This is a genomic window from Marmoricola sp. Leaf446 (assembly GCF_001424755.1).
Lineage (GTDB): Bacteria > Actinomycetota > Actinomycetes > Propionibacteriales > Nocardioidaceae > Marmoricola.
In genome coordinates this window covers 1,247,286-1,269,504 of the sequence record NZ_LMRF01000001.1, presented here as the reverse complement: position 1 = coordinate 1,269,504, position 22,219 = coordinate 1,247,286, and the positions used below count along the sequence as shown (strand labels likewise).

The 22,219-nt window shown below is 71.7% G+C and carries 23 protein-coding genes and 1 riboswitch; of the genes, 12 read left to right on the top strand and 11 right to left on the bottom strand.

Annotation, left to right across the window (positions count from 1 at the left end; genetic code table 11):
- Positions 1-13: 13 nt before the first annotated feature.
- Positions 14-223 carry a Flp family type IVb pilin gene (locus tag ASG49_RS05990; protein WP_056538340.1) on the top strand — a complete coding sequence of 70 codons (210 nt, stop codon included), beginning with the start codon at positions 14-16 and terminating at the stop codon, positions 221-223.
- A 214-nt stretch (positions 224-437) separates the two neighbouring features.
- Here the strand turns inward: ASG49_RS05990 and ASG49_RS05985 are convergent, their stop codons facing one another.
- The 4 genes from ASG49_RS05985 to ASG49_RS05970 all read right to left on the bottom strand — a co-directional run bounded on the left by ASG49_RS05985 (position 438) and on the right by ASG49_RS05970 (position 4,508).
- Positions 438-1,679 (bottom strand): M48 family metallopeptidase, encoded by a 1,242-nt coding sequence (locus ASG49_RS05985; RefSeq protein WP_056539870.1) that lies wholly within the window; start codon positions 1,677-1,679, stop codon positions 438-440.
- Positions 1,680-1,683: 4 nt separating this feature from the next.
- Positions 1,684-2,934 carry a hypothetical protein gene (locus ASG49_RS05980; RefSeq protein WP_056538338.1) on the bottom strand — a complete coding sequence of 417 codons (1,251 nt, stop codon included), beginning with the start codon at positions 2,932-2,934 and terminating at the stop codon, positions 1,684-1,686.
- Between the two features lie 49 nt (positions 2,935-2,983).
- Positions 2,984-4,003 carry a C40 family peptidase gene (locus ASG49_RS05975; protein ID WP_156384200.1) on the bottom strand — a complete coding sequence of 340 codons (1,020 nt, stop codon included), beginning with the start codon at positions 4,001-4,003 and terminating at the stop codon, positions 2,984-2,986.
- A 12-nt stretch (positions 4,004-4,015) separates the two neighbouring features.
- A riboswitch (cyclic di-AMP (ydaO/yuaA leader) is annotated at positions 4,016-4,196 on the bottom strand.
- 105 nt (positions 4,197-4,301) lie between these two features.
- On the bottom strand, positions 4,302-4,508 hold the full coding sequence (locus ASG49_RS05970; RefSeq protein ID WP_056538331.1) for a hypothetical protein: 207 nt from the start codon (positions 4,506-4,508) through the stop codon (positions 4,302-4,304).
- A gap of 167 nt (positions 4,509-4,675) precedes the next feature.
- Between ASG49_RS05970 and ASG49_RS05965 the strand changes: the two genes are divergently transcribed.
- From ASG49_RS05965 to ASG49_RS05940, 6 genes are all read left to right on the top strand, one after another.
- Positions 4,676-6,433 (top strand): DEDD exonuclease domain-containing protein, encoded by a 1,758-nt coding sequence (locus tag ASG49_RS05965; protein WP_056538328.1) that lies wholly within the window; start codon positions 4,676-4,678, stop codon positions 6,431-6,433.
- 36 nt (positions 6,434-6,469) lie between these two features.
- A complete protein-coding gene (locus tag ASG49_RS05960; RefSeq protein WP_056538325.1) occupies positions 6,470-6,748 on the top strand; it encodes an Lrp/AsnC family transcriptional regulator in 279 nt (92 codons plus the stop codon).
- Positions 6,749-6,904: 156 nt separating this feature from the next.
- Positions 6,905-7,573 carry a glycosyltransferase family 2 protein gene (locus ASG49_RS05955; protein ID WP_235561920.1) on the top strand — a complete coding sequence of 223 codons (669 nt, stop codon included), beginning with the start codon at positions 6,905-6,907 and terminating at the stop codon, positions 7,571-7,573.
- Entirely contained in the window at positions 7,570-7,956 is a 387-nt protein-coding gene (locus ASG49_RS05950; protein ID WP_056538319.1) for a DUF2304 domain-containing protein, read from the top strand. Before ASG49_RS05955 ends, ASG49_RS05950 begins: the two co-directional genes overlap by 4 nt.
- Entirely contained in the window at positions 7,949-9,427 is a 1,479-nt protein-coding gene (locus tag ASG49_RS05945; protein ID WP_056538317.1) for a DUF2142 domain-containing protein, read from the top strand. Before ASG49_RS05950 ends, ASG49_RS05945 begins: the two co-directional genes overlap by 8 nt.
- A complete protein-coding gene (locus ASG49_RS05940) occupies positions 9,424-10,302 on the top strand; it encodes a glycosyltransferase family 2 protein (protein ID WP_056538314.1) in 879 nt (292 codons plus the stop codon). The genes ASG49_RS05945 and ASG49_RS05940 overlap by 4 nt, the downstream gene beginning before the upstream one ends.
- Positions 10,303-10,311: 9 nt before the next feature.
- On the opposite strand, the gene trpD is transcribed toward ASG49_RS05940, so the two are convergent.
- Genes trpD through ASG49_RS05925 form a run of 3 tightly spaced genes read right to left on the bottom strand, consistent with a single transcriptional unit; the run spans position 10,312 to position 12,750 of the window.
- Positions 10,312-11,316 (bottom strand): anthranilate phosphoribosyltransferase, encoded by a 1,005-nt coding sequence (trpD, locus tag ASG49_RS05935; protein WP_235561919.1) that lies wholly within the window; start codon positions 11,314-11,316, stop codon positions 10,312-10,314.
- A 47-nt stretch (positions 11,317-11,363) separates the two neighbouring features.
- Positions 11,364-11,786 carry a response regulator transcription factor gene (locus tag ASG49_RS19270; protein ID WP_056538308.1) on the bottom strand — a complete coding sequence of 141 codons (423 nt, stop codon included), beginning with the start codon at positions 11,784-11,786 and terminating at the stop codon, positions 11,364-11,366.
- 10 nt (positions 11,787-11,796) lie between these two features.
- Positions 11,797-12,750, bottom strand: a complete 954-nt coding sequence (locus ASG49_RS05925; protein WP_056538304.1) for a cytochrome c oxidase assembly protein — start codon at positions 12,748-12,750, stop codon at positions 11,797-11,799.
- A 99-nt stretch (positions 12,751-12,849) separates the two neighbouring features.
- Between ASG49_RS05925 and ASG49_RS05920 the strand changes: the two genes are divergently transcribed.
- The 5 genes from ASG49_RS05920 to ASG49_RS05900 all read left to right on the top strand — a co-directional run bounded on the left by ASG49_RS05920 (position 12,850) and on the right by ASG49_RS05900 (position 17,706).
- Positions 12,850-13,470, top strand: coding sequence for a heme-copper oxidase subunit III (locus ASG49_RS05920; protein WP_255355109.1), 621 nt, complete (start codon positions 12,850-12,852; stop codon positions 13,468-13,470).
- A 37-nt stretch (positions 13,471-13,507) separates the two neighbouring features.
- Entirely contained in the window at positions 13,508-14,380 is an 873-nt protein-coding gene (locus tag ASG49_RS05915) for a c-type cytochrome (protein ID WP_235561917.1), read from the top strand.
- Positions 14,377-15,432 carry a ubiquinol-cytochrome c reductase iron-sulfur subunit gene (locus tag ASG49_RS05910; RefSeq protein WP_056538298.1) on the top strand — a complete coding sequence of 352 codons (1,056 nt, stop codon included), beginning with the start codon at positions 14,377-14,379 and terminating at the stop codon, positions 15,430-15,432. Before ASG49_RS05915 ends, ASG49_RS05910 begins: the two co-directional genes overlap by 4 nt.
- A gap of 5 nt (positions 15,433-15,437) precedes the next feature.
- Positions 15,438-17,183 (top strand): cytochrome bc complex cytochrome b subunit, encoded by a 1,746-nt coding sequence (locus ASG49_RS05905; protein WP_056539862.1) that lies wholly within the window; start codon positions 15,438-15,440, stop codon positions 17,181-17,183.
- A 115-nt stretch (positions 17,184-17,298) separates the two neighbouring features.
- A complete protein-coding gene (locus ASG49_RS05900; RefSeq protein WP_056538297.1) occupies positions 17,299-17,706 on the top strand; it encodes a hypothetical protein in 408 nt (135 codons plus the stop codon).
- A gap of 99 nt (positions 17,707-17,805) precedes the next feature.
- Here ASG49_RS05900 and ASG49_RS05895 read toward each other — a convergent pair whose 3' ends face one another.
- From ASG49_RS05895 to coxB, 4 genes are all read right to left on the bottom strand, one after another.
- Positions 17,806-18,990: an Ig-like domain-containing protein gene (locus ASG49_RS05895; protein WP_235561916.1), complete on the bottom strand. Its 1,185-nt coding sequence runs from the start codon at positions 18,988-18,990 to the stop codon at positions 17,806-17,808.
- A 163-nt stretch (positions 18,991-19,153) separates the two neighbouring features.
- Positions 19,154-19,549 carry a cytochrome c oxidase subunit 4 gene (locus tag ASG49_RS05890; protein ID WP_056538293.1) on the bottom strand — a complete coding sequence of 132 codons (396 nt, stop codon included), beginning with the start codon at positions 19,547-19,549 and terminating at the stop codon, positions 19,154-19,156.
- A complete protein-coding gene (gene ctaD, locus ASG49_RS05885) occupies positions 19,546-21,294 on the bottom strand; it encodes a cytochrome c oxidase subunit I (protein WP_056538291.1) in 1,749 nt (582 codons plus the stop codon). The genes ASG49_RS05890 and ctaD overlap by 4 nt, the downstream gene beginning before the upstream one ends.
- Positions 21,291-22,178, bottom strand: coding sequence for a cytochrome c oxidase subunit II (gene coxB / locus ASG49_RS05880; protein ID WP_082533811.1), 888 nt, complete (start codon positions 22,176-22,178; stop codon positions 21,291-21,293). Before coxB ends, ctaD begins: the two co-directional genes overlap by 4 nt.
- Between the last annotated feature and the right edge of the window lie 41 nt (positions 22,179-22,219).

Here is a 22,219-nt window from a genome sequence, read left to right as displayed (position 1 = left end):
AAAAGAGATCACGATGATCAAGCTCTACGTCGCCCTGCAGATGCTCAAGGAGCGCCGTGACGAGGAGGGCGCCTCCGCTGTGGAGTACGGCCTGCTCGTCGCCGCCATCGCCGCCCTCGTCGTCGCCATCGTCTTCCTGCTCGGCGGGGTCATCAAGGAGGTCTTCACCGACACCTGCACCACCGTCGCCTCGAAGGCCACCACCTCGGCCACGTGCGCCTAGCCACTCCCGCACCCTCGGACACGCACCGACCGTCTGAGACGGCCTGACGTCCCACGCGACCACGCGCGTGGGCCCGACGGCGGCTTCTCAGCGGGTGCGCCCGAGCAACGCACCCGCACTGCCGGGGGGTGGTGAGCCGCCGTCACGCGCGCCCGATCCGGTCACTCGCTGACCGGGTCGGGCGCGTGCTGCGTCCCGGGCCACCGCCTCCGCATCACCGCACCCGCTCCAGCCCCCGTGCCAGCCCGATCCGCTGCAGGGCCGTGGGGTGCGAGCCGAACCACAGCTGGCTCCACGCCGGCGGCTCCGGGTCGGCCAGCGACCGCACGGCCAGTCGTGCGTGGATGCGCTCGAACGCGGCACGGTCGCCGGTGGCCGCCAGCGACTCCCGGTCGGCCCTGGCCTCGACCGCCCGGCTGATGGTGCTCTCCACCGGGCTCGCCAGCAGCGTCCCGACCGTGACGAGCGCCAGCACCAGCGGCACCACCTCGGGCACGCCGAGGGAGTCCGCGCCCGACCGCCGCAGCAGCACCGGCCCCGCGACCAGGCCCAGCAGGCCCACCCCCGCGGCGACCCCGAGAGCCGACAGCGTCGTCCCCACCGCCACGTCGTGGTTCTTGGCGTGCCCCAGCTCGTGCGCCACGATCACCAGGGTCTCGCGCCGCGGCACGTCGTCGACGAGGTTGTCGTAGAGCACCACCCGACGGGTGCTGCCCAACCCGGAGACGTAGGCGTTCAGCGTGGTCGTACGACGCGACGCGTCCGCCACCAGCACGTCGGAGACAGGCACCCCCTCCTCCCGGGCCAGCGCCAGCACGTCGGAGCGCAGCGGCCCGTCGGGCAGCGAGGTGAACCGGTTGAACAGCGGCTCGACGACCACCGGGTAGACCCACGACCCGACCACCACGAGCAGCGCCGCCACCGCCCCGACGACCAGCGGCCACCGCCGCGGCACCCGGCGGGCAACCCCGACGACGAGCAGCACCACCAAGCCGGCGTACACCCAGGACAGGCCGAGCGAGACCACCTGGTCGCGCAGCCAGCCCGACCACGGCTGCGTGCTCAGCCCCGCCTCCAGCGCGTTGCGCCGCACCAGCACCGCGAACGGAGCGGTCGCGAGGACGCCCACGACCAGCACGAGCAGCGTCGCCAGCAGGACGCGCCACCACCACCAGCCATGGAGCCGGCGTACGACGCGGGCGCCCAGCGGCGTCAGGCCGAGCACCAGGCCCACCAGCAGCGAGACCACGAGCGATCCCCAGCCGAGGTGCCGCTGCGCCGAGGAGTACGCCGTGGCGCGCTCGACCTCCCGGCCCGTGAACAGCTCACCGGGCGGCACCGGCAGCACCCGTCCACCGGGCACCCAGTCCCAGGGAACGAGCAGTGCAGCCACCACCGCGAAGGCGACGACCGAGACGAGCAGCAGGACCGCAGCGGAACGACGGGCCGACGACACGGCCTCAGCCTGCCACGCGGGCCAACCGTCGCAGGTCCGCACGCCAGGCGCTGAGGAACGCCCCCTCCGTGGTGCCCAGGACCTCCCGGAACGCGGCCGCCGCCGGCGTCCCGTCGGCCACGGCGTCGTAGAGCCGGACCAACCGGCCGGTGCCGTGCTCCTGGACGAGGAACCGGCACGCCAACCAGGCCAGCTCGTAGGTCGCACCGAGGCCGGTCGCCGTCGGGTCGAGGTCGGCCGACGTCGGCAGCCGGTCGGGCGGCCCGTCGCGCCGCACCTGCCCGAGCGCCTGCGCCGCGGCACGTTCGACCGGCACGCCCGCGTCGTCGAGGGCGACGTAGTCGGCGAACCCCTCCAGCAGCCAGGTCGGCACCGAGGTGGAGCTCGAGTCGGTCGCGACGTGCACCGCCTCGTGGCTGGCCACGACCTGGGCCCCCGCACCGGACAGGTCGGCGAAGACCTCCGGGTTGAGGTAGACCCGCACGGGTGCTCCGCGCTCGGTAGAGCCGTCGACGGTGGTGGTGATGCCGGCGATCTCGTCGTAGCGGTCCGCGGGTGCGTCCAGGGCGGCGTCGAGCTCGGCGCGGGTGCGGGGCACCTCGACGACCAGCGGTCCGCGCCAGCGCGGCAGCACCCGGCGCACCTGGGCGACCGCACGCTCGGTCAGCCGCGGGTACCGCCCGACCGGGCCCGCGACCACGGTCAACGTCTCCGGAGTGCGTACGACGCTCAGCCGCTCCGCCAGCCACAACGGGGTCCGTCCGCCGCCGCCGAAACCGGCCACCCGCGCCGAGCCGCCGTCAGGCACGAGCGCCACCCGCGTCTCGACCTCCGCCGGACCGGTGTCGACGCCACCGTAGGCGAAGGACAGCCGGACGGTGACGGGCACGGCGGTCCTCCCCCAGCGCTCGCGCTCGCCGGCGGTCAGCGGGGCCGCGTCGTCGACGTAGCGCATCGCGAGGTCCTCCAGCCGCAGCGACCTGGCGTTGTCCCACGCGTCTCCGACGGCCTCGGCACCCGCCGGAGCCGCCAGGGCGGTGGCGTCCCCCCGCCGGTCTCCGTCGAGCGCCGCGACCAGTCCGTCCAGGGCGCGCTGCGCCTGGTCGGCGTCCAGCGACGCACGGGGCTGCGCGCGCGGCGGCTCGAGGTCCACCTCCTGCTCGCACGCGCTCATCGAGAGGACCCCGAGCGCGGCGACCAGTGCTGCGACGACGGCACCACGGCGGTGCCGGCACGTGACGACGCCGGAGCGCACGACGCCGCCCGTCCCAGCGGGGGGACGGGCGGCGTCGACGCGGTGGCGGTCAGCCAGGGCGGACCGCGCCGGAGTAGGGCATGTCGTGCAGACCCGAGACCTGGACACCGGAGCCGGGGTTCAGCGCGTTGACGACCTGGCCGTTGCCGACGTAGAGGCCGACGTGGCTGATCGGGCTGTAGTAGAAGACGAGGTCACCGGGCTGCAGCTCACTCTCGGAGACGGGCGTGCCCGAAGCGTACTGGGCACCGGAGTTGTGCGGCAGCGAGACGCCCTGCGTCGCCCAGGCGGCCATCGTCAGCCCGGAGCAGTCGAAGGAGCTCGGGCCGGAGGCACCCCAGACGTAGGACTTGCCGACCTGCGCCATGGCGTAGGACACCGCGGAGCTGGCGGAGCCGTCGGGCGCCGCGGGAGCAGCGGCGGCCTGCTCGGCCTCCCGCTCCTCCTGGCGCTCCGCGAGCTCGGCCTCGAGGGCGTCGACCTCCCCTTGCGCACGGTCGACCACCCCGGCGGCCGTGGCCTCCCGGGCGGCGAGCTTCTTGGCGGTGGCCCGCTGGTCCACGAGCGCCTCACGGACATGGGCGCGGCGCTGCGTGAGCTGCTGCGCCGTGGCGAGCGACTGCGCGACCTGCTCGATGCGACCGTCGGTGTCCTCGGACACGACGCTCACGTTGCTGAGCAGGACCTCGGAGTCGGCCGGGAGCGACCGCGCCGCCGGAGCGGCGGCGCCACCGGTGACCTGGTGCTCGGCGAGCACGTCGGCCGCCACCTGCTCGCGCACGGTCTCGGCCAGGGTCTTGGCGCGGACGATGCGCTTCGTCAGCGCCTTGACGCGCTTGCTGTCGCGGGTCACCAGGGCCTGGGCCCGGTCGTGACGGCGCTCGGCGGCGGCGGCCGCCGGCGCCACGTCGTCGACCGCGGCCTGCGCGGCGTCGATGCGGGTCTTGAGCTTGTCGTCGGGTGCCGCGGTGGCGGGAGCGGCCTGGACGACGCCGAGGCCGGTGAGGCCCAGGGCCAGGGCCACTCCTACTGATGCGCGGGCATGGGGGTACTTCCAACCGTCGTTCACGAGCGGCCGGTCTCCTCTTTGTCTGGACGCCTACCAGGTGAGCTGACGGGTTCGGGCCCAAAGAACGCCCTACCAGGCTGTGACGGCACGATCGGTGCTGTCGGCGCCTGGATTCACCCCAGGAACATGGGTCCCCGGCTCCGGCCACCCCTCTCCCCCCAGGAGACGAGTCCGGACTCGGCGCGGCCGTCGTGGGCACCCGGTCGGTGCCCGCTGACGACGGCCAATAGCGCTCGACCCTAGGTCAGGGCCCGCTGTGGGTCCAAGTCGAGGCTGTGGACGGGCGGTGTGGCGTTGTTCACGCCGACTCGATCTCCGGACCGCTCACCGGGGTCACCATGCGCAGCGGCGGGACGAGCCCCGACCCCGCCAGGACCTCGAGCGCCTGGGCCTCCTCAGCGTCGAACCCGAGCTCGGGCGGCGGGCCCAGCAGCACCGTCACCACGCAGTCGTGGCAGGCCAGGCCGCGCACCAGGCAGGTGTCGCAGTCGATGTGGACGCTCATCGGGGTCTCCTTGCAGAGCGGGGGAAGGCCGGTCACGAGCACTCCAGCACCCCCCACCGACAACTCCACCGACCCCGGTCGCGGGACACCCTCCCCCGGCCCTGTCCCGCGCCACGCCGGGGACGCCCTGCACCTCCTTGTCGGTGCCCCCGCCTAGCGTCCCTCCCATGAGCAGGTGGGACACCCAGATGAGCTTCGACGAGCTCGGGCGCCCGCTGCGCGAGACCACCTTCTGCGTCGTCGACCTCGAGACCACCGGAGGGTCCGCCGCTCAGGGGTCGATGATCACCGAGATCGGCGCGGTCAAGGTGCGTGGCGGCGAGGTGCTCGGCGAGTTCCAGACCCTGGTCAACCCCCACGCGGCCATCCCGCCCTTCATCGCCGTGCTCACCGGCATCACCAACTCGATGGTGGCCACGGCTCCGTCCATCGAGTCGGCGTTGCCGTCGTTCCTGGAGTTCGCGCACGGCTGCGTCCTCGTCGCGCACAACGCGCCCTTCGACGTGGGCTTCCTCCAGCACTTCGCGGCCCGGCAGGGACGCCCGTGGCCGCGCTTCGAGGTGCTGGACACCGCCCGGCTCGCTCGCCGCGTGATCACCCGCGACGACGCCCCCAACTGCAAGCTCAGCTCGCTCGCCGTCGCCTTCGGCTCCACCACGACGCCCGACCACCGGGCGCTGTCCGACGCGCGGGCCACGGTCGACGTGCTGCACGGCCTGATGGAGCGGCTCGGCGGCCTCGGCGTGCACACCCTGGAGGAGCTGAGCACCTTCAGCTCCCGGGTCAGCCCGGCCGTGCGGCGCAAGCGTCACCTCGCCGAGCACCTGCCCCACGCCCCCGGGGTCTACCTGTTCCGCGACGAGCGCGACGAGGTGCTCTACGTCGGCACCTCCCGCGACCTCCGCACCCGGGTGCGGTCCTACTTCACGGCCTCGGAGTCCCGGGCCCGGATGGGCGAGATGGTCAACCTGGCCGGCTCGGTCGACCACGTCCAGTGCGCGACCCCGCTCGAGGCGGGGGTCCGCGAGCTCCGGCTGATCGCCGCACACCGGCCGCGCTACAACCGCCGCAGCCGCCGCCCCGACAAGGTCACCTGGCTCAAGCTCACCGTCGAGCCCTGGCCCCGCCTCTCCCTGGTCCGCAAGGTGGCCGACGACGGCGCCGACTACCTCGGCCCCTTCTCCTCGCGACGCACCGCCGAGCGCTGCCTCGCCGCCCTCCACGAGACCTTCCCCGTTCGCCAGTGCACCGACCGGTTGCCGCTGACGCCGACCCGCACCCCGTGCGTCCTGGCCGAGATGCAGCGCTGCCTGTCCCCCTGCGACGGCAGTGTCGACGTCGACACCTACGCCTCCGAGGTCGCCCGGCTGAGGGACGCCCTCCGACAGGACGCCGACCGCGTGGTCGAGACCCTGACCCAGCGGATGGCCACCCTGTCCGGGGGCGAGCGCTTCGAGGAGGCGGGGGTGCACCGCGACCGGCTGGCGGCGTTCGTGCGTGCCGCCTCACGCACCCAGCGACTGGGGTCGCTCGCGAGCTGCAGCGAGCTGGTCGCGGCCCGCCGTGAGGACGACCGTCGCTGGGCCGTCCACGTCGTGCGTCACGGTCGGCTGGCCGCCGCCGGCATCATCCCGAGCGACGCCCACGCGGGAGACTGGGTGCGTGGCCTGCGCGAGTCGGCCGACACGGTCGTCGGCGGCCCGGGCCCGACGCCGGCGGCCACCGCCGAGGAGTCCGAGCTGATCCTGCGCTGGCTCGAGCAGCCGGGGGTCCGCCTCGTCCACGTCGAGGGCGAGTGGACCTGCCCGCTCCACGGCGCCGGGCGTCACCTCGAGGTCCACGACGCCGTCGCCACCTCGCGCTCCGAGCTGGTCCCCTTCGACGACCGTCGCCAGGTCGCGACGGTGCACCAGCCGACGCGCTGACGCGCCGCGGCGGCGCCCCGGCGGTACGTTGACCCCATGATCACCGCCATCGTGTTCGTGAAGGCCGACGTCGCGCGCATCCCCGAGGTGGCCGAGGCCATCGCCGCGCTCGACGGCATCAGCGAGGTCTACAGCGTCACCGGCCAGATCGACCTGATCGCCATGGTGCGTGTGGCCGGCCACGACGACGTCGCCCGGGTCGTGGCCGACCAGCTCAACAAGGTGCCCGGCGTCCAGGAGACCGAGACCCACATCGCCTTCCGCACCTACTCCAAGCACGACCTCGAGTCCGCGTTCTCCCTCGGCCTCGACTGACCGCGACCGGGCGAGGTAGCCCGGCTCGTAGTCCGTTCGGACTATTTGGGTCCTGAAAACGGACATTCTCCTCGAAAAGCCCGTCGCGGCGGGCGCGGCAGGACAGTCTGGGTCGCCAAGGACGAGGGCGGGAGCGGGCCGGTGCAGGACACGTGGGTGGTGGTTCCGGCGTACAACGAGGCCTCGACGATCGTCGGTGTCGTGCAGGCCCTGCTCGCCCACTTCGACCGCGTCGTCTGCGTGGACGACGGCAGCACCGACGACACGGCGTCACTGGCCCGGTCGGCCGGTGCCACCGTGGTGCGCCACGTCCTCAACCGGGGCCAGGGGGCCGCCCTGCAGACCGGGTTCGACCTCGTCCTGCGCGCAGGTGGGGCCCGCTACGTGGTGACCTTCGACGCCGACGGGCAGCACCTCCCCCTCGATGCCGTCCGGATGGTCGAGCACGCCCGGACGCACGACCTCGACGTGGTGCTCGCCTCACGCTTCCTCGGCGAGTGCCGGTCGATCCCCGCCTCGCGGCTGGCCCTGCTCCGGGCGGCGGTCTGGTTCTCCCGGCGCTCGACGGGGCTCCCCCTGACCGACACCCACAACGGCCTGCGCGTGCTCAGCCTCACCGCCCTGCGGGCGATCCGGCTGGAGTTCCCCGGGATGGCCTATGCGAGCGAGCTCGAGGCGTGCGTGGCCCGGTCGGGCCTGCCGTGGGCCGAGGTGGCGACGACGGTGCTCTACACCGACTACTCACGCGCCAAGGGCCAGAGCAACGCGAACGCGGTCAACATCGTCTTCGACCTCGTCCTCCAGCGGTTGCGGGTGGCCCTGTGATCGTCCAGGTGCTGCTCGTCGCCGCCACCCTCGCCCTGGCCGGTCTCGTGCTCCGGGGAGGCGCCGGGCACCGACAGCTCGCCGTCAGACGACTCCTCGGCGCCTCGCTGGCCCTCGGTGGCGTGGTGGCCGTGCTGTGGCCCTCGGCCGTCACCTGGGTCGCCCACCTCGTCGGCGTCGGACGCGGCACCGACCTCGTGCTCTACGTCATGGTCATGTTCTTCCTCTTCACCACGGCCTCGCTCTACCAGCGCGTCCAGTCGCTGCAGTCCCAGCTGACGGTGGTGGTCCGCGAGCTCGCCCTCGCCGCCCCGGTGCGTCCCGCGCACCCGGCATCCGCCCCCGAGCTGCGCGTCGGCGGCCACGAGCAGGTCGATGGCTGAGCCGGCCCGGGCCACGTCCCCCCGTCGCGTCTTCTGGGCTGTCCTCGCCGGCACCCTGCTGCTGGAGCTCGCGTGGGTGCTCGCGCTTCCCGCGTTCCGCGGTGCCGACGAGTTCGACCACGCCTACAAGGCCGACGCCGTCGCCCACGGGCAGCTCCGGGGCACCGTCGAGGCCCAGGACGGTCGCGGGCAGCTGCTCGCCGTGGACTCCGCGCTCGTGGACGCCGCGGGGCCGCTGTGCTCCTCCTACCCCTACACCGGGCCGGACAACTGCACCCCCGTCGCGGCGTCCGCCCCCGGCCGGGTGCTCGTGGCCTCCGCCGCCGCGTCCTACAACCCCACCTTCTACGTGGTCGCAGGCACTGTCGCCGCCCCGTTCGAGGGCGTGTCGGCACTGATGGCCATGCGGGTGGCGACCGCGGTGCTGACCAGCCTGCTGCTCGCCACCTCGGCCCTGGTGATCACCCGTTGGGCGACGACGTCGTGGCCATTGCTCGCGCTCGCGGTCGCGTGCACCCCCGTCCTGGTCCAGAGCGCCGGTGTCGCCGCGCCGAACGCCGTCGGGTACGCCGCGGGCTGCCTGGTCTGGGCCGCCGCCACCGGGCTCGTCCGGCGCCCGAGCGACCCCGGCTGGTGGGCCCCCCTGCTGGTGGGGTCATGCACGGTGCTGGTCACGCACACCACCGGGATGCTCTGGGGCGTGTGCATCGTGCTCGTCGTGCTGAGCCTCCGGTCGCGGGGCGAGTGGCTCGCCCTGGCGCGCCACCACCACCGGGCGCTGCTGCGCACGGTGCTGGGTTCGGGACTCGTGGCGTCGGCGTGCCTGGGCTGGGTCCTGGTGGCCGACACGAACCGGCTCGGGGCACCCAGCCCGGCCATGCCTCCGATGGACGCGGCGGGCCTGGCGTCCTCACAGCTCGCCTGGCTCCTGCAGACCGTCGCCGCCTTCCCGCTGCGCAACGAGATGGCACCGGCGTGGATCTACCCGGTGTGGCTGGGTCTCCTCGGGATGGTCGCCTGGCTCGGCGTGCGCGCGGCCGAGCGACGTACCCGGGTCTCCCTGCTGCTCGTCGCCCTGCTCTGGGTCGCGGTCCCTCTCGCGCTCACCGCGGCGTCGTACGCCTCCGAGGGGTATGCCTGGCAGGGTCGCTACGCCCTGCCGCTGGCCGTCGGGATCCCGGCGCTGTGCGGCCTGGCCCTCGACCGTTGGGGTGCGGCGCCACCGCGGGCGGCCGCCGCGGCGGCGGTGGTCCTGATGGCTCTCGTGCACGTCTCCTCGGTGGTCGACGTGGCCTGGACGGAGCGGGGCAGCGGATGGCCGGGGACGGCGGCCGCGGCGCCCGGGGGGCTGGCGACCACCGTCCTGCTGGCCGTGGCCGGGGTGTCGGTGGTCGTCTGGGGGACGACACGGCGTCGCGACGCGGGCCCGTCCTCGCCCACCCGGGTGCACGCCCGGGAGGTGGTCGCGTGATCGACGTGGTCCTGCCCTACCGGGGAGACGCGGGGCTGATGCGGGCCGCCGTGACCAGCGTCCTGGACCAGACCCACGACGACTGGCGTCTCCACGTCGTCGACGACGCCGACCCCGATCCCTCGGTCCACGCCTGGTTGCACGACCACGAGGACCCCCGGGTCTCGGTGTGGCGCAGTCCTCGACGCCTGGGCGTCAATGCCGTGTTCCGCCACTGCGCCGCTCTCGGCCAGGCCCCGTTCGTGACGTTCATGGGGTGCGACGACCTCATGCGACCGGACCACCTGGCGCACCTGCTGACGATGGTCGAGGCCTGCCCGCAGGCATCGATGTACCAGCCCGGCGTCGAGGTCATCGACGCTCAGGGGGCGACCCACGCCGGCCTGGCCGACCGGGTGAAGATGCTCCTGCGGCCCGCCGGCGGGCCCCGCTACCTGGGGGGCGAGGAGCTGGCACGCAGCCTCATGACGGGGAACTGGCTGTACTTCCCATCGATGCTCTGGCGTCGGGAGGCGGCCGCGCTGTCCTTCCGGCCCGGCCTGGAGACCGCGCTCGATCTCGAGCTGGTGATGCGCTTGGTGCTGTCCGGCCACCAGCTCGTCGTCGACGACCACGTCACCTTCAGCTACCGGCGGCACGCGGCGAGTGCGTCGTCGTCGACGGCTCGCACCGCGGCCCGGTTCGCGGAGGAGAGCCAGATCTCCCAGGAGGTGGCACGGTCGTGCGCTGAACTGGGCTGGCGTCGTGCCCGCCGGGCCGCCCTCGTGCGACCGACCAGCCGAGCCCATGCCCTGGCCAACGTCGCAGCAGCCCTGCGCCGCGGCGACCGGGCCGGTCTCCCCGTCTCGGTGAGGGCCGCGACCAGCTGGCGGTGAGCCGGGACCTCAGCGGGTCGCGGCCACCCAGCGGTCGAGCGCAGCCCGAGCGGCCCCGGAGTCGACGGCCTCGGTGGCGCGGGCGAGACCGGCGGCCAGCTGCTCCTCGAGGGTGCCGTCGTCCCGCGCGTGCACGGCCAGGGCGGCGCCGGCGTTGAGCAGCACCGCGTCGCGCACCTGGCCCGCCTCGCCGTCGAGGGTCCGGCGCACCACCTCGGCGTTGTACGCCGCGTCGGCGCCGCGCAACCCCTCCGCGGTGCCGCGGGCCAGGCCGAGCGCCTCGGGGTCGAGGACGTGCTCGGTCACCTCGCCGTCGCGGACCAGCCACACCCGTGACGTCGTGGTCGTGGTGAGCTCGTCGAGGCCGTCGTCGCCGCGGAAGACCCAGGCGTCGACGCCCCGCCGCGCGAAGACGCCGGCCATCACCGGCGCCATCCGGACGTCGGCGCACCCGATCGCCTGGGCGGCCGGCCTGGCCGGGTTGGCGATCGGGCCGAGGAAGTTGAAGGTGGTGCCGATGCCGAGCTCGCTGCGCGCGGTGGCGGCGTGGCGCAGGGCGGGGTGGAAGGCCGCGGCGAAGCAGAACGTGATGCCGGCCTCCTCGGCGACCCGCGCGACGTCGGCGGCCGGCAGGTCGAGGCGGATGCCGAGCCGCTCGAGCACGTCGGCGCTGCCCGCCTTGGACGACGCCGAGCGGTTGCCGTGCTTGACCACGGTCGCACCCGCGCCGGCCGCCACGATCGCGGCCATGGTGGAGATGTTGACCGAGAACGAGCGGTCACCGCCGGTGCCGACCACGTCGAGCAGGCGGCCGGGCACCGAGAGCGGCGTCGCGGCGTCGTACATCGCGGCGACGAGGCCCTCCATCTCGGCCACCGTCTCGCCCTTGGCGCGCAGCGCCACCGCGAAGCCGGCCACCTGGGCCGGGGTCGCGGCGCCGGCCAGGACCTCGCCCATCGCCCACGCGGTCTCCCCCGCGTCCAGGTCGCGGCCGGCGACGAGGCCGCCGAGCACCGATGGCCAGGTGGGTGCGGTCCCGCCGGTCGACGTCGGGGCCGGGCTCACGTCGTGGCCGGGACCCGCGAGCGCAGCAGCCGGATGACGGCCTCGGCCAGCTCGATCGGGTCCAGCGGGTGGGACACCGCGGCGTCGGCGCGCGACCAGGTCGCGAGCCAGTTGTCCTGGACCCGGCCGGTCAGCACCAGCAGCGGCGGGCACCGGTAGATCTCGTCCTTGAGCTGCTTGGCGATGCCCATGCCCCCGGCCGGGGCGGCCTCGCCGTCGAGGACGGCCAGGTCGACGCCGCCGGCGTCCATCTGCTGGATCACCACGGGCTCGGTCGCCACCTCGACGTACTCCACCTCGGGCAGGTCCGGGTGCGGCCGACGGCCGAGCGCGAGGATCACCTGCTCCCGCGTGTCGACGTCGTCGCTGTAGACGAGCACCCTCAGGGTCTTGCCGGCGCTGGAGGAGGCGGAGGTCACGTCGCGGATGCTACCGCCTGGGGGCGCTCGGGGCGCTCGGGGCGGTGCTCGCCTGCTCCCGCGGGTGCGCGTCCTGCTCGTCGCGGTCCCGGGTCCGCTCCTCGGCCCGCGCGAGCCGGTCGAGCCGTCGGTCCTCGCGTCGCGCCTCCTGCTGCGAGGCCCGGACCCACTGCACGAACAGCGTGACGAACATCATGAGCGCGATCAGGTCGCCCGAGCCCCAGAGGATCCCGCCGGCGAGGTGCTGGTCGGCCATCGGGTCGGGCAGCCACGGCAGCTGCGCCTTGAGCGAGGGGTACCAGTCGCCGCCGATGAGCGTGGTCTGGCCCATCACGGTGACGCCCAGGAAGGCGTGGAAGGGCAGCGTCAGCATCAGCATCAGCAGCCGGAACGGGTGGCTGACGCGACCGGGGACGGGGTCGACGCCGAGGATCGGTGTGAAGAACAACGCACCCACGGCCACCAGGTGCACGTGCATCAGCTCGTGCAGCAGGTCCGAGCGCAGGGTGGCGTCGTACCAGCCGGTGAAGTAGAGCGCCCAGGGGCTGATCACGTAGACCGCCAGGGTCAGCGGCGCGAAGGTCAGCACCCGGGCGAACCGGGAGTGCAGCACCGACAGCAGGACCCGGCGGGGCCGGGCGGGCAGCGTGCGCAGCGCCAGCGTCACGGGCGCACCCAGGGCGCACATCACCGGCACGACCATCGAGAGCAGCATGTGCTGGACCATGTGCACGCTCAGCAGCGTCGTGTCGTACGCCGCGAGGCCCGAGCTGGTCGCGAAGAAGAACGTCCCCAGACCACCACCGACGAAGGCGAGGGTGCGCCCCACCGGCCACCGGTCGCCCCGGTCGTGCAGCCGCCACACGGCGTACATGTAGAGCCCCGCGGCCCACACGACGAGCACGAACAGCACGGGCGAGAGGCCCCACTCGGTGACGACGGCGGACGGGGAGAAGGGCGGCACTCCTCCAGGTTAGGTGGTGCTTCTCAGCAAAACACCGGGGTCAGGGATGGCCGATTCACAGGGTGGGGCAATAATGATCGGGTGGCGACAGCAACGGCTATCCCGGCATCCCGACTCCACGGGCACCACGACCGACCCAGCATGGTCAGCGTGGGCACGATCGTGTGGCTCTCGAGCGAGCTGATGTTCTTCGCGGCCCTCTTCGCCGCCTACTTCACGATCCGCTCCGTGAGCCCCGAGCTGTGGGCCCAGGAGACCGAGCTGCTCAACGTGCCGTTCTCCACGGTGAACACGATCATCCTGGTGGCCTCCTCGGTGACCTGCCAGCTCGGCGTCTTCAAGGCCGAGGACGGCATCGTCGGTCGCACCGGCAAGCTGTGGCAGTTCAAGCAGTGGGGCCTGCGGGAGTGGTTCATCCTCACCTACGTCATGGGCGCCGTGTTCATCGGCGGCCAGGCCTTCGAGTACGCCGAGCTGGTCCACGAGGGCCTGACGATCCCGTCCTCGGCGTACGGCACGGTGTTCTACCTCGCGACCGGCTTCCACGGCATCCACGTCATCGGCGGCCTCGTCGCCTTCCTCTTCGTCCTCGGGCGCACCTACCTCGCCCGCAAGTTCACGCACGAGCAGGCGGTCACCGCGATCGTCGTGTCCTACTACTGGCACTTCGTCGACGTGGTCTGGGTCGGTCTGTTCGCGACCGTCTACCTCATCAAGTAGCTCCCCCGCAGTCCTGACTTCCCCGAAGGGTTCCCTGGTGCGACTCACGCAGAAGCTCGGCAGCCGGATCACCGGCCGCCTCTCGGCACACCGCCGCAGCCGCCTCGCCGGCCCCGTGGTCGTGCTGCTGGCGCTCATCCTCACGGGCGGGATGTTCTCGCTGCTCGCTCCCGCCTCGGCGGAGCAGAAGACCGCCGACGAGGACCTCGTGGCCAAGGGCCGCGCGCTGTTCCTGGTCGGCTGCTCGTCCTGCCACGGCAAGAACGGCGAGGGCGTCCCCACCGAGCAGGGCAACCAGTACGGCCCCAGCCTGGTCGGCGTCGGCGCCGCCTCGGTCGACTTCCAGGTCGGCACCGGCCGCATGCCGATGGCCCAGCCCGGCACCCAGGCGCTGCGCAAGCCCCCCGTCTACTCCGAGGAGGAGACCGAGGCGCTGGCGGCGTACGTCGCCACGCTCGGCCCCGGCCCGGCCGTGCCCGCGGAGTCCGAGACCAGCACCGAGGACGTCGACGAGGAGGGCGTGGTCGAGGGCGGCGAGTTCTTCCGCACCAACTGCACCGCCTGCCACAACTTCGCCGGCGCCGGCGGGGCGCTCCCCCGCGGCCGCTTCGCCCCGTCGCTGGACGGCGTCTCCAACAAGCACATCTACGAGGCCATGCTCACCGGCCCGCAGCAGATGCCGGTCTTCTCCGACGAGGTCCTCACCCCCGAGGACAAGCGCAACATCATCGCCTACCTGAACGAGCGTGAGGAGTCGCCCAAGTACGGCGGCTTCGAGCTCGGCTCCCTGGGACCGGTCACCGAGGGCCTCGCGGCCTGGCTGGTCGGCATGGGCGCGCTGGTCGGCTTCGCGGTGTGGATCGCCGCGCACTCCACCCGATCGACCAAGAAGAAGGGCGGCACGGCATGACGGCCAAGGGCGAGCTCGAGCGGGTCGAGAACGACCTGTTCGACGACCCGGGTCTGCCGGCCCACGAGCCGCGGCCCACCGACGTCGACGACCACCTCGAGAAGCGCGCCGAGCGCCAGGTCGCGCTGATGTTCGCGCTGTCGGCCGTGTGCACGGTGCTGTTCTGCGTCTCCTACTTCGTCTTCGAGATCGGCGACAACCCCACCGAGCTCCTCGGCTTCGGCGCCTCCAACCTCACGATGGGCCTGTTCCTGGGCCTGGCGCTGACCCTCATCGGCGTCGGCACAATCCAGTGGGCCCGCAAGCTCATGGCCGACACCGAGATCGTCGAGTACCGCCACGCGGCCTCGTCCTCGGAGGAGGACAAGGTCGAGACGCTCGCGGCGCTGCGCCAGGGCACCGAGGAGTCGGGCATCGCCCGGCGCCCGCTGATCCGCAACAGCCTCCTGGGCTCCGTGCTGCTGCTCGGCGCCCCGGCCGTCATCATGCTCCGCGACCTCGGTCCGCTGCCCGGTGACAAGCTCTACACGACGGTCTGGAAGCGCGGCATGCGCGTCGTCCAGGACGTCAGCGGCACCCCGATCCGCCCCCAGGACATGGAGGTGGGTCAGCTCGTCAACGGCGAGCCCGCGGTCTTCTTCGAGGAGGACGCCGAGGGCGAGCCGATCTACCACGGCATCGAGCTCCAGCAGGAGAAGGCCAAGGCCGCCGTGGTGATCGTCCGCATGCAGCCCGACGACATCAAGCCCTGGCCCGGTCGGGAGAACTGGGGCGTCGACGGCATCCTGTGCTACTCCAAGATCTGCACCCACGTCGGGTGCCCGATCTCCCTGTGGGAGCAGCAGACGCACCACCTGCTGTGCCCCTGCCACCAGTCCACGTTCGACCTCGCCGACAACGGCAAGGTCATCTTCGGCCCCGCGGCCCGTCACCTGCCGCAGCTACCCTTGGCCGTGGACGACGAGGGCTACCTGGTCGCCACCCGCGACTTCACCGAGGCCGTAGGCCCGTCCTTCTGGGAGCGCAACAACGATGAGCCTGGAGATGAGTGACCGAGATGAGCGCTGACACCGTCGCTCGCACCAACGGCAAGACTGCCGCCAAGCCCGAGAAGCCCTCGAAGGTCGGCGCCGCCGCCACCTGGGCCGACGACCGGCTCGGCCTCGCCGGGCTGGCCAAGAAGAACCTCCGCAAGGTCTTCCCCGACCACTGGTCCTTCATGCTCGGCGAGATCGCCCTGTGGTCCTTCGTCGTGCTGCTGCTCACGGGCGTCTTCCTGACCCTGTGGTACCGCCCGAGCATGGCCGAGGTCGTCTACGACGGCTCCTACTCGCCGCTGCGCGGGCTCGAGATGTCCGAGGCCTACATGTCGGCCCTGCACATCTCCTTCGACATCCGTGGCGGCCTGCTGATGCGCCAGGTCCACCACTGGGCCGCGATGATCTTCATCGCCTCGATGTTCGTGCACATGATGCGCGTCTACTTCACCGGTGCCTTCCGCAAGCCCCGCGAGCTCAACTGGGTGATCGGCTGCCTGCTGCTCATCCTCGGCACGCTCGAGGGCTTCACCGGCTACTCGCTGCCCGACGACCTGCTCTCGGGCACCGGCATCCGCGCCGCCGACGGGTTCATGAAGTCGATCCCCGTCATCGGCACCTACGCCTCGTTCTTCCTCTTCGGCGGCGAGTTCCCCGGCGACTCGATCATCCCGCGCCTCTACACCGTCCACGTGCTGCTGATCCCGGGTGTGCTGCTGGCCCTGATCGCGGCCCACATGCTGCTGCTCGTCTACCACAAGCACACGCAGTGGCCCGGCCCCGGCCGCACCGAGGGCAACGTCGTCGGCTTCCCGATGCTCCCGGTGTACGCCGCCAAGGCCGGCGGGTTCTTCTTCATCGTCTTTGGCGTGCTGACCCTCATGGGCGGCATCATCAGCATCAACCCGGTGTGGGCCTACGGCCCCTACAACCCGGCCGAGGTGACGGCAGGCTCGCAGCCCGACTGGTACATGGGCTGGCCCGACGGCGCGCTGCGCATCATGCCCGGCATCGAGTCGCACTTCTTCGGCCTGACGCTGTCGTGGAACGTGCTGCTGCCGATCATCGTGCTGCCCGGCGTGATGTTCACGATCCTGCTGATGCTGCCGTTCATCGAGTCCTGGATCACCCAGGACAAGCGGGACCACCACCTGCTGCAGCGCCCCCGCAACGCCCCGACGCGCACGGCCACCATGGTCGCGCTGATGACCTTCATCGGTCTGCTCTGGGCCGCCGGCGGCAACGACATCATCGCCATCAAGATGAACCTCAGCATCAACCAGATCACCTACTTCATCAGGGCCGCCGTCTTCATCGGCCCGGTGATCGCGTTCATCATCACGCGCCGCTGGTGCATCTCGCTCCAGCGTCACGACAACGAGAAGCTGCTGCACGGCTACGAGAGCGGCATCATCATGCGGGACGCCCAGGGCGGCTACAGCGAGCGTCACCTGCCGCTGCCCCTGGAGCGTGCCTACACGCTGACCGCCCGCGACCGTGACGATATCTTCGTCCCGCAGCTGACGACCGACGACAACGGGGTCTCCTCCCCCACCGCGCGCAAGGACAAGCTGCGCGGCCGTCTCTCGCAGCTCTGGTACGGCGACAACGTGCAGGCGCCGACCCGGGCGGAGCTCGACGAGGCCCATCACCACGCCGAGCTCGAGCACGCGCACGAGGTCGCCATGAGCGGCCACGCCGCCGACGGACACCAGTTCGACGGCCGTGCCGAGTCCGTCAGCGACAACCAGCTCAGCAGCCGCTGACACCAGCACGACGCGAAGGGCCCCGGGACACCGTCCCGGGGCCCTTCGCCGTCCCGGGCGGCGGCACTGCGGGCAAACCGGCCCCCGGAGCAGCGCCCCCTCCTACCCTCGGTCCATGAGCGACGGGCAACGGGCAGGGGACCGTCCCGGCGACGGGGACGTCGGCCTCGAGCGCGCCCGGGGGCAGCGGGCCGCGGTGGTCGCGGCGGCGCGCGCCGAGCGGTGGCAGCTGCTCGTCCGGGTGTCGCCCTTCTTCGTGCTGTTCTACGGGTTCGTGCCGTTCCAGCTCTACCTGCTCGCGACGGCCGACGCCTGGCGCGCGATGGGATGGGGCGTCCCGCTGACCGTCGTCGGAGCCGTGCTGTTCACCCTCGGCTTCCGGCGGCGACTCCGGCGGGTCGACCACGTCCTGCGAGGAGTCGAGCCACGGCCGGGCGGGTGGGGACTCGTCGGCCTGGCGCTGGCGTGCACCCTGGTCGGCTTCGCCGGGCCGTTCTGGGTCGACGGAGCGGTGAGCGGCTGACGAGCCCGGCACCCGCCGCCAACCAGGGACGTACGACGCCCCCAGGACGACCGTGGGACCGTGCTGGGGGCGTCGGGGAGCCTGGGTCGACCGTCGGGGTCAGCTGAGGGCGGAACCCGTCTTGTAGTCGGCGAAGGAGGTGTTCCAGTCGCCGAAGCCGTTGGTGAGGTCGGTGCCGCGGTCGGTGCCGGTGTACTCCACGACGTCACCCACCTTGGAGTTCTCGTAGAGCCAGCCGGCGTCGGCCGTGCTCATGCCGGTGCAGCCGTGGCTGACGTTGGCGGAGCCTTGGCTGCCGACCGACCACGGGGCGGCGTGGATGAACTCGCCGGAGTAGGTGACGCGCATGGCGTACTCGACGTCGTCGATGTCGTAGCCGTCAGCGCTGTCGGGGTCGATGCCGACGGTCTCGGAGTTCATCCGCTTCTGCCGGAACTTCTCCACGATGACCTTGGTGCCCGAGCGCGTCGTGAACTTGGGCTGCTCCCCCGTGGTGATCGGGATGGTGCGCAGCAGCCGACCGTCGCGGAACACCTTCATCTGGTGGGAGTTCATGTCGACCTTGGAGACCATGGCGCTGCCGATGGTCATGTTCATGCTGCGGTCGACCTGGCCGTAGATGCCGTTGCCAGCGGGCACGCCGCCCACGTCGGCGGTCACGTCGACCTGGGTGCCGGGCTTCCAGTAGGTGCGCGGACGCCAGTGGACCTCGTTGTCGCTGATCCAGTGGAACGAGCCGACCTGGGCCGGCTTGCTGGTCACCTGGAGGTGCTCCTCGATGGCGGCCTTGTCGCTCACCGGCACGTCGAAGCGGACGATGACGGGCATCCCCACGCCGACGGTCTGACCGTCACCCACGAAGCTGGGGTAGGTCTGCTCGTCGAGGCTCAGGGTGCGGGCCCGGAAGCCGGAGTCGAACGTCTTCGCCAAGCCGTCGGCGTCGACGGCCGTGCTGGCCACCCGGTAGCGGGTGCCGGAGGTCAGCAGCTGCTGGGAGACCCAGCGGGTCTTGTCGGCCGAGAGCCGACCCTCGACGGGCTCGCCCCGCCGGGTGGTGACGGTGACGTCCTCGAAGGTGCCGTCCTGCACGCTCAGCCGCAGCTTGCGGGTGAGGTCGACGTCCTGGGCGCCGCGCCGGATGTTGCTGACGACGACGGCGGCGGACTCGCGCTCCTCCTGGGCCGAGGGCGCCTCACCACCGCTGGAGGTGCGGGCACCGGCGTCGTCGGAGCCGCCGCCCGCGGTGAGCGAGCAGCCGGAGATGGCCAGGGCCGAGGCGAGCACACCGGCCAGGGCAGAACGGGATCGAAGTGTCCGTGAGGACATCGCATGACTCCAGAGAACGTCGGGCAGAACCGCGTTCAGGCTAGCAACTCACGCATTACGAGACTCCCAGGTCTCGCTGCCGACGTGAGCCGTGTCACACGACGTCAGGCGTACGCCGACCTCAGTGGGCGTACTCGCCGCGGTAGTACTCGAAGATCAGGCCGCACAGGGCGATCGCACCGAGCGCGGCACCGATGAGGAACAGCCACCACCCGATCGCGACGCCGAGCACCATCGCCGAGAGGCACAGCGCGCACCACAGCGGCCACCAGCTGTAGGGCGGGAAGAACCCCAGCTCTCCGGCGCCCTCCGCGATCTCGCCGTCCTTGCGGTCCTCCGGGCGCGGCTCCATCTTGCGGGCGTGGAAGCCAAGGTAGAACGCGATCAGGGTGGTGAGCAGGAACGTCATCACCAGGGCGGTGGTGCCGGTCAGGTCACCGCTGGAGAGGTAGTACAGCGGCGTCACCAGGACGAAGAAGACGCTGCAGAAGACGAACATCCAGGTCTCGGCCTTCATCGACCCTCCCCCTTGTCGTTCTCGGCGAGGTTGCCGAAGCGGCCGTCCATGTCGGGCGCGTCAGCGGCACCGCTGAGGTCGTTGTCGGCGTACTCCAGCGCGGCGATCTCCGGGTGGTGGAGGTCGAAGGCCGGGGACTCCGAGCGGATCCGGGGCAGCGTCACGAAGTTGTGGCGCGGCGGCGGGCAGGAGGTGGCCCACTCCAGGGAGCGGCCCCAGCCCCACGGGTCGTCGACCGACACCTTCGGCGAGCGCGAGCTGACGTAGACGTTCCACAGGAACGGCAGCGTGGAGAACGCCAGCAGGAAGGCACCGATGGTGGAGATCTGGTTGAGGGTGGTGAACCCGTCGCCGGCGGCGTAGTCGGCGTACCGCCGCGGCATGCCCTCGACGCCGAGCCAGTGCTGGACGAGGAAGGTGGTGTGGAACCCGAGGAACAGCAGCCAGAAGTGGACCTTGCCGAGGGTCTCGTCGAGCATCCGGCCGGTCATCTTGGGCCACCAGAAGTAGAAGCCGGCAAACATCGCGAACACGACGGTGCCGAAGACGACGTAGTGGAAGTGGGCCACCACGAAGTAGGAGTCCGAGACGTGGAAGTCCAGCGGCGGCGAGGCCAGGATGACGCCGGTGAGACCACCGAAGAGGAAGGTCGTCAGGAAGCCGACCGACCAGAGCATGGGCGTGTCGAAGCTGATCGATCCGCCCCACATCGTGCCGATCCAGTTGAAGAACTTCACGCCCGTGGGCACGGCGATCAGGAAGGTCATGCCGGAGAAGAACGCCAGGTCGACCGCCCCGGTGACGAACATGTGGTGGGCCCACACGGCGACGGAGAGCACGGCGATGGCCAGGGTGGCGGCCACCAGGCCGACGTAGCCGAAGATCGGCTTGCGGCTGAAGACCGGGAGGATCTCGGTGATGATGCCGAAGAACGGCAGCGCGAGGATGTAGACCTCGGGGTGGCCGAAGAACCAGAACAGGTGCTGCCACAAGATGGCGCCTCCGTGCTCCGGGGCGAACACCTGGGCCCCCAGCGTGCGGTCGGCGGCCAGCGCGAGCAGCGCGGCGGCGAAGATCGGGAACGCGATCAGGACCAGCAGGCTGGTGACCAGCGAGTTCCAGACGAAGATCGGCATCCGGAACATCGTCATGCCGGGCGCGCGCATGCAGATGATCGTCACGGTGAAGTTGACCGCACCGAGGATGGTGCCCAGACCGGCGAGCCACAGGCCCATCACCCACAGGTCGCCGCCGACGCCCGGGGAGCGCACGCCGTCGCTGAGCGGGGTGTACGCCGTCCAGCCGAAGTCTGCGGCGCCCTCACGGGTGAAGAAGCCGGAGAAGGTGATGATGCCGCCGAAGAGGTAGAACCAGTAGGCGAGCATGTTCAGCCGCGGGAACGCCACGTCGGGCGCACCGATCTGCAGCGGGACCAGCACGTTGGCGAAGCCGAAGAACAGTGGCGTCGCGAACAGCAGCAGCATGATCGTGCCGTGCATGGTGAACAGCTGGTTGTAGACCTCGTCGCTGACCACCTGGGAGCCCGGGAACGCGAGCTCGGAGCGGATGACGAGCGCGAGCAGGCCGCCGACCAGGAACCACGCGAAGCTGGTGGTCAGGTAGAGCTTGCCGATGAGCTTGTGGTCCGTGGTCGTCAGGATCCGGACGACCTGCTGGCCCAGGCTGGGCTTGCGGGGGGTGGTGACGCGCTGCGTGGTGCTGGGCGCGTCGGAGACGGCGGTCACTCTTCTCCTCCGTTGCTCTCGGCCTCGAGGCCGGTGACGGTGTTGACCTCGGCGCCACCGAGGGCGGGGCCGGTGTTGCCGCGCTCGGCGAGCGAGGCCAGGTGATCGTCGTACTCCTGCTGGTCGACGACCTTGACGTTGAAGAGCATCCGGGTGTGGCGTACGCCGCACAGCTCGGCGCACCTGCCCTCGAAGGTGCCCGTCCGGGTCGGGGTGACGCTGAAGCTGTTGTGGCGGCCGGGGATGACGTCCATCTTGAACAGGAACGCCGGCACCCAGAACGAGTGGATGACGTCGGGCGAGGTGAGGTTGAACTGCACCGACTGGTCCTTGACGAGCCACAGCGTGGGCGGCTCCGCGGCGGTGCCGACGTCGTAGACGACGTCCTCGCCGTCACGGGGCTCGTACTGCTCGGACTCCTCGTCGTAGCCCAGGTTGTAGTTGAACGACCAGGACCACTGCTGCCCGACCACGGTCACCACGTTGTCGGCGTTGTCGTCGTCCTTGAGGACGTCGGCCTGCGCGCGGAGGGTGAAGACGAAGAAGACCAGCACCATGATGACCGGCGCGATGGTGTACATGACCTCGATCGGCAGGTTGTAGCGCGTCTGCACGGGGATCTCGGACTCGTTGCGCCGGCGGTAGCGGAAGGAGGCGTAGAGGATGAGGCCCCAGACCAGGACGCCGGTGATCATCGCGGCGACCCAGGCCCAGATCCACAACGTGTGCACGGCCGGTGCCTCGGCGGTGGCCGCCTCGGGCATCGCGAGCCGCTTGAGCTGGGTGTCGGTCTCGGCCGAGCAGCCGCTCAGCACCAGCGCGACGGCGACCAGCAGACCCGTCGCCGAGGACCGGCGCAGGCGGGTGGGGAACTGCAGACTCACGGACGAGCCCTTTCGTGTGGTGACCGGCGGACACGGTGGTC